We start from the raw sequence: 11795 nt of genomic DNA on the forward strand, positions 1-11795 counted from the left end.
ATGCCTGAGATGCCAGACCTGCCGGACTTCGACCCCAAGCGCACCCGGCGTGCGGTCCGGCGGGGGCTGTTCAGGACGGTCGCCATCGTCTTGGCCGTCCTGGCGCTGCTCACGGTGGCCGCGACCGAGGGCTCATCCCTGCTGCAGACCCGCGGCGACCGGGAAGCCCGCATGCAGGCCGTGCTCGGCACCGCCTTCAAGATCTACAGTCCGGCCTATACGGTGACGATCGACTCCTGCTGCCAGACCACGCCCGCATCGATGTCGTTCGAGGTGGTGGCGCGTCCCATGGGGCCTGTCGGAGCCTGGCCGGCCGGGAGCGAGTCGTACACGATCAGTCAGGACCTCTTCGGCCGCGTAAGACGCCTGCCGCTGGGTCACACCGCCAACACCAGGCTTTCCCAGTCCCTGCTCAACCTCGGCACCCGGCTGACAACCAAGGACGAGGCGCGCGCGGTGCTCGCCCGGCTGCCCGCCGACCTCAGCGCGCTGGCGGTGGTGGAGTTCGAGCAGCCGCTCGGCGAGGCCGACCTCAAGGCGTTCGTAAAGCGGTACCGCTCCTGTGCCGAACAGGTCGTGTACGAGCGCAGACCCGGCTCCCTCCCGATCACCTGGGGCTTCGACTACTGGACCGACGCGCTGGACCTCGGCAAGGGCGGCGACATGACCGAAGAGGTGTGCGGTGGCAGCCTGCCGCAGTTCCGCGACTGGGTCGGCCTGCTGCGTGACCACGACAACGCGAACCTGCGCTCCTTCGATCTGTCCCTGGACCGACTGCGCAAGGCGGCCGAGGCCGGGCTCGCCCACGGCTACGTGGACCAGCTCAGTTCGGTCCGCGAGCTGCGGGAGCTGCTCAAGGACCCGAAGGTGCGCACCGTCCGCCTGGCCGGTGTGACGTTCGACCTGGACCGGCCTCGCCCTTAGCACGCGCCGCCTCGGCGACTACTCGGCCGCCGCGACGAACGGCACGGTCGAGAAGGCCCTGCTCTCGCCCACTCAAGGTCTATTTGTTCTTATGTGTCACATCGGTCCGGCAGAGAGGGAAACGGTTGCGCGTAATCGTTCCTGCTTTCACGAAAGAGCACGCGGACGATGTCACCGGTTTGGCGGGTTTGCGTAACGCGGAGGCACACAGCAGCTCGTCACCGTACGAGCAAGGGGTTGAACTATGGTTGCCGCACTTCACGCGAGTGGTCGAAGTCTTGTGCGATCACCTCGGGTTGGATCCAGCGGATATGCTTGGTGACGCCCTGCTTAGTCATGGACGAGCCCTGGTCGACGCCGCGGACAAGCGGCTGATCCATGAGGTGACGCAGCGAATCAAGGCAGCCGTCAAGATCCGAGACGGCCTGCCCGACGAGGAGCTGATCGTGCGGCGGGCCCGTATCAGCACGCTGTTCCCGGGATGGGGTGGCCTCAGCCTGCTTCATGAGGCTGCGGAGCAGGTGGGATGCCCCGCCTGCGCCGAGAAGATCCCGTTGGAGCTGAGGACCGTGCGCAGCACGAACGAGCGCATCGAGGACGACTGGGTCTATCGCGACGTTGTCTACGTGGCGACGGGGCTGTCCTGCCCGGTCTGCACGCTAAGCCTGGAAGGCACTGCCGAGATCCACGCCGCCGGGATTCAGCAACAGTACCTGCGGACCGAGCGGGAGTCGCTCGAAGAGCGTTACGCCGACTACGGCGAGTCCGAATACGGCAACGACTGACGGAATCTCACAGTCGAAACAGCCTCCGGGTGGCGCATTTGAGGAATCAGGAGCTGGTCTTTCGCAACCCCGACAAGCTCGCCCGGGCCCGCGAGATTCAGGCCGCCCAACGCGAATCCTTCGTCGACCTCTATGTAAGCGACCTGATCGTCGTGCCGGGAGACGAGGTGAAAGCGAAGGTGTTCGCCTTCTAGCGGCACGACTACGAGCGGGCCGGAGAGGCTCAGCGAAGTGCCTGGGTGACGCGCTGCCTCAGGACAGGGTCGCCGATGCCGCGGCATCACGTTGTCAGAGCAGAATCAGAGCAGAGACTGTGCGATTCGCAGGACGTCTTCGGCGCATCCCCACGAGAGGGTCACACCCGCTCCACCGTGTCCGTAGTTGTGCACACAGGGCACCTTGTTCGCCAGGCGATCGACCTCAAGTCGGACGGTTGGCCTGACCGGCCGGATTCCGACCCGATGATCCACGATGGAGGCGTCGCCCAAGCGTGGATCGATCTCGCGGCAACGAGCCAGGATCTCTTTCCCTATCGCGGGATCCGGCGTGCGATCCCGCACATCGTCGATCGCGGTGCCGCTGAGTATGACTGTCTTTCTATGAGGATAGATCGCGGTGAGCCGGTCCGATGATTCACGGTCTTCACTGAAGAAGTCGGTCAATCCCGGATTCTCCACCACCAGGTGATCCCCGCGCACCGCGCGTAGCAGGGGGTCCACGGCCAGTTCCGCTGCCCCGTATCCAGAGCAGTTGACAAGCAGATCAGGCTGGCCTGCCTCTTCGAGGAAGGTGAGAGTAGCTTGTTCGATCTTCGTCCCGGTGGCCGACAGAAGATTCTGCAGGTAGCTCAGATAGGTCGGCATCTCTATCATCGGCGTGCTGTACCGCCAGCCCATGACGAAGCCTTCCGGCATGTCCTGTGCGGCGCACGGTGTCCACTCGGCCACCTCGTTCAGCAATTCGTGCCAGACCGGTGGCGAGACCGTACGCCGGGCTGCCTGAATGCCCGAGGATATCCGCACCCCCGCTGCCGGAACGTGCTCCGCGAGATGCCGGAAGATTCTCAGTGAGTGAGAGCTCCAGCGAGCGACATCGCCGGGAGGGCCGGCGCGGAAGGGACCCCAGAGGGCGGCCGCGACCGCTGAGGAGGTCTGCTGCGGGAGTTCGGAGGCGATGATGGAGACCTCCGCCTCCATCTCTTTCAACCTCAGCGCCGTTGTGAGCCCGATCACGCCGGCGCCGACCACGGTGATCTTCACAGCGTCCTCTGCTCAGAGTGGATGCGGCTGAGCCCTGCTTTCGTCATGAGCTTCTCCAAGGACAGTGGACCGGTAGACATATGCCAATGACGAGTGCGGGCCGAAGAAAATCGCCGGGACCAGCCTCTGCGGATGTCCGATGACTCTCTCCACCGCTCTCAGGTAGTTCCAGCGAATCATTGGATATGCCGAGTGAGCGAAATGCCGCAGGTCTCCGTAGGGGAGCAGAGTGTGACCGGCGAGAGCTTCCAGCACGGGTTTTCCATGATAAAGACGCTGGCAGCGCGCGGCCTCGACACTCACTCGGTTGCCGCGATCCGGCGGGCGATCAAACCATCGATGCTCGACGAGCAGAGATATCCATGACAGCTCCGGATAGATGAGGATCCGCGGGATCAGGAAGCCGAAGGCAAGTCCGAGTGGTCCACCCAGCAGATATGCACCGACCGCCATGGCCGCCGCCGACAACAGCACCCACTTTCTTTGTCGGCTCGAAGTCAGGACCTGCCAGACATCCCTCCCCGTCCGGTAAACCCCTCGGGGAGTCATCGGGAACAGAACTCCCAGAATGAACCTGCCTTTCGTGCACCCCGGAGAAAGGCCGGCGTCGGCGAGATCCTCCAGATTGGGATCGACTCCGGGGATGATGGCGTTCGGGTGGTGGCGCCGCACGTGTACAACTCGCCGCTGTGTCAGATCTCGCAGTGCGAGTGGGAACTGGAATCCCATGTTGGCCAACAGGTCACCGACACGACGGGTTCGACAGAGCGAACGATGCACCGCGTAGTGGGATACCTCCTGTAGGCAGCGGAATTCAATCGAGACCAGTAGCGCGATGAGCATCCACACGGCGAGGTTGTCCGCCGCCCCGCCGACCACCCAGAGGCCCACTATTTCGAGCCAGTGTCCGATGACGACGCAGGCCGGTGTGTAGTCGTTGGCACGGGCTCGTTGGAGTCGTTTGATCGAGACTATGTCGTTGCAGGCGGGACGATCCTTGCCGGAGCCCGGAAGACGGCGATACGGGGAGAACCACCAGTGATCGATCTGGCGGACGAGCAGCCCGACCAGAACAAGGACCAGCCCATTGGCCATTAGACGTATATCCCCTTTTCTTTCAGCCAGGCACGGTTCTCGTTCTCCAGATCGGCATAGGCTGCGATCTCCGCGGGAAACGACTCGCCCTGCACAAAGGATTCTCGCTCGGCGTCCAGGATGTCGTCGATGGCGACATCAGCCCGGTAGACGAATGTTGCGTTACCTTCAAGGGTCGGCATCAGCTCACCGTTCTCCGATCGAAGGGTGACCTTCGCCATTCCTCCCGCATTTCTGACGGTGATCTCGCTTACCTGCTGTGTGTCGGCTGCGAGCCGCGAATACACTGCCGATGACGCTACGACGGCGGAGCCGCAGGATGGCGTCAAACCGACTCCACGCTCGTAGGTTCTGACGAATATCTCGTCGGGTCCGACGGGGTAGACGAATGAGACGTTCGCCCCGATAGGAAACTGGTCGACGTCCGAGGCCACGATGCCTCCGACACGGACAAGCTCCTGCTCATCGTAGTGATCGACGATCGCCACAAGATGGGAGTTGGGCACGGCCAAGGCGGTGAAGGTCAGGTGTGAATCCAGGACAGGAATGGATCGATCAACCCAGAGCGCGGAGCCGGCCACTATGGGCCTGGGCGCCGCGAAAGACACCAGAGGCAGGTCCACCGAGACCTGACGCACACCGCCTGCTGTCTCCGGGGCGGTGCGAACAACGAAGCGATGACGGCCTGACATGATCGACGTCGAGGTCTCGCCCCTTCGCTCAAGAACATACCGTCCGAGACATCTCATTCCGTTTCCACACAGGTCCGCCCGCGAACCGTCCGGATTGAAGAAGGTGGCCTCCGGCACTCCGTCAACGTGATCCACGAAGTAGATCCCATCGCCGCCGAGCGGTCCGTTCCGGTCACAGATGCCACGAACCAACTGCACCAGGTCCACCTCTTCGGGAAACCGGTCATAAGGAGATTCGATGATGAAAATATCGTTCTTCGAGCCGTGGGTCTTCAGGATCTCGATACTGTTCATATCTCCCGCAATCAATTATCTGTGCTTACTTAAAGCTGCGCTGATCTCCGCAGGCTTCCATCTGGAATCGACCAGAAGTTCGCGAGCCACCTGTTCGTATGAATGAAGAACGGCCGGTGCCGCGGACGAGTTTTCCGCACCCCAGATCTCGTCGAACTTCTTCACCCATTTGTCTATGCGCTTGAAGTAGACGCTACTTCGCCCTTTGCTGTATCCCGCATCGCCCTGCTCTTCCTCGACCAGCACGGCCGCTGCGGCCACCACCACGAAGTCCACGGCCTGGTCGGGCCTCAACCACTCACGTACGGCGAGCCCGCACTGAACCCCCAATGACCTGTGAAGGTCGATGAGATCGATCAGGTCTTTGGCGTAGCCACGTTTCGTCAGATCCGACAGCCGACAGACAAATATACGTAGAATAACGCCGCCGGACTCGATCAGCCGACGATTCTCCACGAGATATTCTCTGCGCTGGGTCAACAACCGGGGATCTGTTGTGAGATCGGTTGCCATAATCTTTCGCGGCTGACACGAAGAGTCGATCAATGTCCGATACAGCAGCACGCTTATCCGCGGAACCTCCGCCGCGTACAGGAGGAGATGACCATCGGCGATCTCCTCCGTGTCCTCCATCAACTCTCCCTCGAGAGTGGCGCTTATAAGTTCGAAGTACGTTGGATCGGACATCGCCCTGCCGCTCGCTCGCCTGAATTGCATGTAAGTTGCCTGCAACCAAGCATGTCGGATGACAATTGCAATCAACAAGCCAGTTTCAACGACAAAGAGGATCGTTGTTACCGAGGCTTTCCCCAGCGCCCAGGCGGTCAACGGAACAATGAGACCAAGCAGGCCAACAAATGTATTGAGAGCCGTGGAGGTGAGCAGGCGAACCGCCCCCCTGGGACCTTTTCGACGGCGCGCCAAATCGGACATCAGGCTCCCTGCTTTACTTGTTCACCAGGAGTTACGGATCCACGAGCCGGTTTTCGCACTTCACATCTGCTGACCCATTACCTTCACTTGCGCCTCACACAGTACATCTCCGGCATGACCTTGGGCAGAAGAAAGCGGCCCTCAATGAACTGCGGTTATGCTCTTATGTGACATTCGGGCAGCCGACTACCCAACCTCGCATACCTCGGATATCCAGTCCGCACAGAACCTGCTGTGACAACAGGGAGGATGCCTGCCCACGCAACCGCTCTCCGTCGACACCCAAACCAGGGACATCTTTTATCGATACTAGTTTCATCTCAAATAGCTATCAATTCCGACGAACATCCAGATACCACCCAGACAACACCAAATGATGCACGTCTGCAAAATAAGTTCAAAAGCCGACTAAACTACTTTAATAGCCCATTTGGGATAATGGGCCAATATAGTCAACTACCGGGCAGCCAAAGTGGCAATACCGCTCAGAGCCGTTACAACGGATAAAGATGACCCGAATCACCTTGATGGTCACCGGGATCTCCGACGCAGGCTGGGGCGCCACATCCCCAAGGAGCCATAACACATGACAGATGATTCGAACCTCTACGATCTCCTCGACGAATATGGTCTCGACAACGAGGATTTCGGCTTCCGCGCGGCTTGGTGCGAAGGCCTGACCAGCGAGGAGACCGCGCGTCGCCTTCGAGCGGACCTTGACAGCGCCTACGTGTCCAGTCTCGGCGAGCTGATGCACAAAGAGGGAGACTCCGACTTCGATGAGGGCGCGCTCCTCATCGGCCCAGCCGGATTCTGGACGATGATCCTGCAGCTCAACGGACTGGACTGCACTCGGTATTCGGCACTTGAGGCATTGTCCGCCGGAGCCGGGCGAGCGGTTGGAATCGGCTGGAGCGCCAATGGCGACGAGCGGCTGATCTACGCAGCAGATGGGCGCGTCCTGGTCTCAATGGACTTCACGTTTCCAGAGGACCGCAGCGGGCCTGATCGCCAGGCGCTCGACCCGTATATGGAGGGGCTTGTCCTCGCGTACGAGGAGGGCGCCGAGGTCGAGGAGAGCATCGACGCCGCCTTGACTCTGATCGGCCGGATCACCGGACATCCCATCGATCGTGGCTGGATCGAGGCCGACCACACGTTCTACGTGATTCCCCGGAACGCATGGGCCTTCCAGTCGTAGGCACGGGGCGTCGCGGCCCGCACGGTCCACATCCGTCTTCGAGAGGTAGCGGATCCAGTTGGAGGGGCTCAGCGAAGTGCCTGGGTGACGCGCTGTCTCAGAATGGGGTCACCGATGCTGTCGATCTTGCGCCAGGCGGCGGTGACCTCTTCGGTCTGGAGCGGGCCGACCGCGTTGGCGGTGCGGAGGAGGAACCGGAAGTCGATGTGCCGGTCTCCTCGGCGAGCTCGCGCAGGGCCGCGTCCAGGAGGGTGGCATCTGATGCCTACAGGTGGCCGCCGGGCAGCGGCCACCGGTCCAGGGCGAGACTCCTCTCCTCGGGGTAGGCGTCGAGGTAGTCGCCGATGACGGTACGGATGTGGTCGGCCGTGATGGCCAAGTCGATCACCTGTTGAAGTAGGAGAGCCAGATCGCCGCGACAGCGGCACAGTCGGCCGCGGAGACCTCATGCATACCGGGTGCGAGGTCTCCGCGGGCGAGCATCCCGATTCCGGCGAGCATCTCGGCCTGGACCAGGAAGACGAACGGCGAAGGCTGTTCTCTCATCGGTGTTGTTGGATCGTTCCTTCCTGTTCCTCGGAAGGTGAGGGTGCCAGGGTGCACCAGACGATCTTGCCGCCGGGGGCGGGGCGGTAGTAGCCCCAGTCGGTGGCGAGGAGGTCGACGAGGTGGAGACCTCGGCCGCTCTCGTCGTCGGGGTCGGGGTCGCGTAGTACAGGCGGGGTGCGGGCGGCGTCCCAGACGCGGAGCACCACCGTCTCGCCGACCAGGTAGAGGTCCATCCAGATGCGGTCAGGGCCGAGGTGGGTCGCCTCCACGTCTGCGGGGCACGAGGTGTGCGCCTTGACGGCGTTGGAGACTAGCTCGGAGATGACGAGTTGGGCCGTCTCGATCAGGTCGTCTCGCCGCCAGCCCTCCAGCACCCGCCGGACGTGCACGCGGGCGTAGTAGGGCGAGGTCGGGAAGACGGAGAGTTCCAGATAGTGCTCCGTGGTGGTTACACCGGTCATTTCACCCGCTCCAGGTCAGTACATCGGGCATAGGACCGGCACCGTTCGCAGACGGGGGACGCCGCTCACCCCACGGGGGACGGGGGCACGGTGCCGGTCCTACGGGAAGCACGGCCGGGGAGCGTCGCAGATGCGTCGCCGGTCGTACCGCTGAGGCCTGACGGACACCCGGTACGGGGGTGGGCCGCTTCGGGAGGGAAGATCGTCCGCCCGGCCGTCTGGGGAAATCACACGTTTCGCCTTCCAGTGGGGAGCCCGCCTGGAAATCTTACGGAGAGAGCATGCATCATCACCCTTGGTTAATGCAAGGGGCTTCATTTGTTCTCATGCATGATCCAGATATGCGCCAAATGCGAAAGAGGTAGGGAATGGGCGAAAAGACGCCTCCGTCATCCGGCAAACGCCAACCTCCTACGGTGCGTCTACGCCGCCTGGCGTCCGAGTTACGCCGTCTCCGCCAGGCCGCCGGACTCTCCCAGGATGACGTCGTGGAGAAAACCCACGTCAACATCGTCACGCTCTATCGAATCGAGACCGCCAAGACCAAACCGCAGCTCAGGACACTCCTCACCCTGCTCGACGTCTACGGTGTCACCGGTGACACTCGCGCCGACCTGATCCTCCTGCAGAAGGAGGCCAAGCAACGCGGTTGGCTGCACAACTTCGAGGCGAGTCTCCCCGACCAGTACACCGCCCTCATCGGCTTGGAAGCCGAGGCCGAACAGGCCATCAACTACGAGTCGCTGTTCATCCCTGGCCTGCTGCAGACCGAGGACTACGCGCGTGCAGTGATCCGGGCTGTCCTGCCGAATGCCACCGACCTTGAGGTGGAGAATCGCGTCACTGCCCGGATGCAGCGTCAGGCCCTCCTGGAGGGGGACGCACCACTTCGCCTATGGGCGATCCTGGACCAGGCTGTTCTCTACAGGCAAGTCGGAGGCGAGACGGTTATGCGTGCTCAGATCAAGCACCTGGCCCAACAGGCCCAGCGTCCGCACATCACCGTTCAGGTTATTCCGTTCTCTGCCGGAGCCCACCCAGGAATGCTGGGCAGCTTCATCTCCCTGAAGTTCGCTGAGGATAACTTCGACGTGATCTACATCGACAGCATGGGTGGCGATCTATTCCTGGAGAAGGAAAAGGATATTCAGAGATGTAACAATATTTGTGAGCATCTTCGTGCGATAGCGCTCAGCCCTGCCGATACGACCGCGCTACTCGCGCCCCCACATGAAGATCACTAGAGGAAGGAAGCAGGATGCAGAACCCTGACCTCTCCGGTGCGCGCTGGCGCAAGAGCACCCTCAGCGGCGACGGCGCGAGCTGCGTCGAGATGGCGTTCGTCGGTAACGACGTCGCCGTCCGCGACACCAAGGACCGTGAAGGCGGAACGCTCCTGTTCCACCGTGACGAGTGGACGGCCTTCGTCGGCGGCATCAAGAACGGCCACTTCGACAAACTCATCTGACCAGCGATGTGCCCTCGCTGAGGGAAAAGCTGCTTCCGGGAGGCGCGCCATCTACTCACGATGAGGCGTGGGCCTCCCGGAAACAGCTTTCGGCCAGTACAGAGGGCCATAGGCCCTTACCGCTATGCCGGAGGTGTTTCCGGTGAACCAGCCGGGCGCGGCCAGATCCGGACGAGGCGTTCGGCGAGTTCAGTCGAGCGCGCTGTTATGGTCTCCTCGGTCCACGCCTCCTGTTGATCGGCGACGATCTCAGCGTTGAGCTTGAGCGTGGCGTGTCTCAGGAGCAGATCCCGTTTGCCGATGTTCGGCTCTGGATCGGTCAGGCCTCGTGCCTGCACCTCGATATTGGTCCATGGCCGGTTCGAGAGTTTTGGGTTGAGTCGATCGTTGACCAGGGTCAGGTTGCCCAGGGTCTGGACAAGGTGATCCCTGCGCTGGCGCGAGGCGTGGTCGACCGTGTCTCCACCCCAGTGCTCCCCCCAGCTCTGGGGCATCACGTGTTCGATTGTCAGACACCCCCGAGGGCAGTGCTCATGTTCCGACCACTTGCGCCGACGGTTGTCCTCAAGCGCCTCCAGCACCATCCGCAACCGGGTCTGGGTCAGATCCTTGTAGACCCGCAGCCGCTCCATGGCCTGGATGACCTCGTCGTCCGACGGCCAGTAGCCGGCGTTGGCGGTGGCACCGGCGAAGAACGCCTCCGTGACGTCACCGGCCGCCTCAGGCCCGTTGCGGTCGAGCTCGCGCAGCAGGTCTATGAGGATGCGGCTGTAGCTCTTCGTCGACAGTTTGCACAGCATCCGGCGGGCCAGCCAGCTCTCCATCGATGTCAGCGCCTTGAGGCGCTGCGCCGCCGACATCCGCTCTTTGGGCCATCTCAGAATCCACAGCAGGAAGGGGCCGACGACCGTGGCCTCCATGATGCGGATGACTCGGTAGTAGAACGTCCCCTCCACAGAGTTCCAGGGAAGGTTCTCCAGCTCCTCGTAGACCTTCGCATCGGCGGCCAGGTCCCGCATGACTTCCCAGGCCTGAAGTTCGGAGAGGCGCACATGGTCTCGGAACTCGCTGAAGACACGGTCCGCGGGCACTTCGCGGAGTCGCTGCATGGTGAGCCAGTGCTGGAGGAAGGTGTCGACATAAGGACGATAGAGCCGTCCCTGCCGAACGTTCCGCCGCCAGTGATTGGAGTCGAAGGGCTTCCAGTACTGCTGATACAGGCTTTGGAGGTCTCCCCCCTGGGCCGCGGCCAGCTGGAACGCCAGATTCTTGACCAGGTCCGCCGCGAGCAGCGGTGTTCCACGGTGGTTGAGCGTCTCGAAGATGACCTGCGCGTTGTCACCCGGTTCGAGGTCGATCACCACCAGCTTGAGGTAGCTGCGCAGCACCTGGGTAAGCGCGGTGATCCGGTGCCTGCACTTTTCCGTGTCACCGTCGGGCTCGGCCCATTCGGTCAGCGTCTCGACGAAGAACAGGTGGGCCTGAACGATCGTGCTGGTGGCGAGCTCTTCGGGAACATCCCGCTCGTTGTCCATGACAACACGGAACGCGTCCTGATCGCGATCGGTGGGCCAGACCTTGAAGACCTCATCCGGGCTCTCGGTCAGTTCTTTTCGGTTGAGAACGAGCGTCTGAAGCGCTTGGGCATCCCTCGGCAGGCCATGGCGTTCGGCCACCAGTTGCGCGGCGTCCAGCAGGATCTGCAGGGTCGTCAAACGCTGCTGGCCGTCGATGACATTTCTAACGGGGATGAACATGCTCTGCGACCACTGCTGTTCCAGGACGACGGCGCCGAGGAAGTGCGGGGGAATCTCCTGGGCGCCGTACGCACCCGATTTGCCTTCCAGGACCTGTTCGGCAACGGCCCGTACGTCGTCCCAGAGCGGCTCCCACTGATCTGCCTTGGTCCATACGTACGGGCGTTGGAAAAGGGGAACCAGATAGCGAATATCACGACCGAAGATCTCAGCAGGGGTATGGGTATCAGCCTTCATGCGTCCTCAGGGAGCGTCGTTACGGGGGAACCACCGAGAAGGTTTTTGGACTCGACGATTCTTACACTTTTCAGCAAGGATTCGCGAGCGGTTCGTCGTCATCGCCTACGGACGAAAATTCCTTTCGTGTATGGATTCAA

At 62.0% G+C, this 11795-nt stretch carries 14 protein-coding genes; 6 read left to right on the top strand and 8 right to left on the bottom strand.

Features of this window, described 5'->3' with window-relative positions:
• From ACFFRH_RS10805 to ACFFRH_RS10815, 3 genes are all read left to right on the top strand, one after another.
• On the top strand, window positions 1-924 hold the full coding sequence (locus ACFFRH_RS10805) for a hypothetical protein (protein WP_344748634.1): 924 nt from the start codon (window positions 1-3) through the stop codon (window positions 922-924).
• A 125-nt stretch (window positions 925-1049) separates the two neighbouring features.
• Entirely contained in the window at window positions 1050-1709 is a 660-nt protein-coding gene (locus ACFFRH_RS10810) for a hypothetical protein (RefSeq protein ID WP_386155989.1), read from the top strand.
• Between the two features lie 29 nt (window positions 1710-1738).
• Window positions 1739-1903: a hypothetical protein gene (locus ACFFRH_RS10815; protein ID WP_344748636.1), complete on the top strand. Its 165-nt coding sequence runs from the start codon at window positions 1739-1741 to the stop codon at window positions 1901-1903.
• 105 nt (window positions 1904-2008) lie between these two features.
• Here ACFFRH_RS10815 and ACFFRH_RS10820 read toward each other — a convergent pair whose 3' ends face one another.
• From ACFFRH_RS10820 to ACFFRH_RS10835, 4 genes are read right to left on the bottom strand one after another with little or no spacing between them, the layout of a single operon-like run.
• Window positions 2009-2968 carry an FAD-dependent oxidoreductase gene (locus ACFFRH_RS10820; RefSeq protein ID WP_344748637.1) on the bottom strand — a complete coding sequence of 320 codons (960 nt, stop codon included), beginning with the start codon at window positions 2966-2968 and terminating at the stop codon, window positions 2009-2011.
• Between the two features lie 12 nt (window positions 2969-2980).
• Window positions 2981-4063, bottom strand: a complete 1083-nt coding sequence (locus ACFFRH_RS10825; RefSeq protein WP_344748638.1) for a fatty acid desaturase — start codon at window positions 4061-4063, stop codon at window positions 2981-2983.
• Window positions 4063-5049 (bottom strand): diaminopimelate epimerase, encoded by a 987-nt coding sequence (gene dapF / locus ACFFRH_RS10830; RefSeq protein WP_344748639.1) that lies wholly within the window; start codon window positions 5047-5049, stop codon window positions 4063-4065. The genes ACFFRH_RS10825 and dapF overlap by 1 nt, the downstream gene beginning before the upstream one ends.
• Window positions 5050-5064: 15 nt before the next feature.
• The gene (locus ACFFRH_RS10835; RefSeq protein ID WP_344748640.1) at window positions 5065-5982 is read right to left on the bottom strand and encodes a hypothetical protein; all 918 of its coding nucleotides are present in this window, start codon (window positions 5980-5982) and stop codon (window positions 5065-5067) included.
• Between the two features lie 586 nt (window positions 5983-6568).
• Between ACFFRH_RS10835 and ACFFRH_RS10840 the strand changes: the two genes are divergently transcribed.
• Window positions 6569-7183, top strand: coding sequence for a DUF6461 domain-containing protein (locus ACFFRH_RS10840; RefSeq protein WP_344748641.1), 615 nt, complete (start codon window positions 6569-6571; stop codon window positions 7181-7183).
• A 265-nt stretch (window positions 7184-7448) separates the two neighbouring features.
• Here ACFFRH_RS10840 and ACFFRH_RS10845 read toward each other — a convergent pair whose 3' ends face one another.
• The 3 genes from ACFFRH_RS10845 to ACFFRH_RS10855 are packed head-to-tail and all read right to left on the bottom strand — an operon-like array spanning window position 7449 to window position 8193.
• Window positions 7449-7571 carry a hypothetical protein gene (locus ACFFRH_RS10845; RefSeq protein WP_386155993.1) on the bottom strand — a complete coding sequence of 41 codons (123 nt, stop codon included), beginning with the start codon at window positions 7569-7571 and terminating at the stop codon, window positions 7449-7451.
• Window positions 7568-7729 (bottom strand): hypothetical protein, encoded by a 162-nt coding sequence (locus ACFFRH_RS10850; protein ID WP_344748642.1) that lies wholly within the window; start codon window positions 7727-7729, stop codon window positions 7568-7570. Before ACFFRH_RS10850 ends, ACFFRH_RS10845 begins: the two co-directional genes overlap by 4 nt.
• Window positions 7726-8193: an ATP-binding protein gene (locus ACFFRH_RS10855; RefSeq protein WP_344748643.1), complete on the bottom strand. Its 468-nt coding sequence runs from the start codon at window positions 8191-8193 to the stop codon at window positions 7726-7728. The genes ACFFRH_RS10850 and ACFFRH_RS10855 overlap by 4 nt, the downstream gene beginning before the upstream one ends.
• Before the next feature lie 368 nt (window positions 8194-8561).
• Between ACFFRH_RS10855 and ACFFRH_RS10860 the strand changes: the two genes are divergently transcribed.
• Both ACFFRH_RS10860 and ACFFRH_RS10865 read left to right on the top strand, forming a co-directional pair.
• A complete protein-coding gene (locus ACFFRH_RS10860) occupies window positions 8562-9437 on the top strand; it encodes a helix-turn-helix domain-containing protein (RefSeq protein WP_344748645.1) in 876 nt (291 codons plus the stop codon).
• 14 nt (window positions 9438-9451) lie between these two features.
• A complete protein-coding gene (locus ACFFRH_RS10865) occupies window positions 9452-9661 on the top strand; it encodes a DUF397 domain-containing protein (protein ID WP_344748646.1) in 210 nt (69 codons plus the stop codon).
• Window positions 9662-9783: 122 nt separating this feature from the next.
• On the opposite strand, the gene ACFFRH_RS10870 is transcribed toward ACFFRH_RS10865, so the two are convergent.
• Window positions 9784-11655 carry a DUF262 domain-containing protein gene (locus tag ACFFRH_RS10870; RefSeq protein WP_344748647.1) on the bottom strand — a complete coding sequence of 624 codons (1872 nt, stop codon included), beginning with the start codon at window positions 11653-11655 and terminating at the stop codon, window positions 9784-9786.
• Between the last annotated feature and the right edge of the window lie 140 nt (window positions 11656-11795).

The organism is Streptosporangium vulgare, assembly GCF_042428775.1.
Lineage (GTDB): Bacteria > Actinomycetota > Actinomycetes > Streptosporangiales > Streptosporangiaceae > Streptosporangium > Streptosporangium vulgare.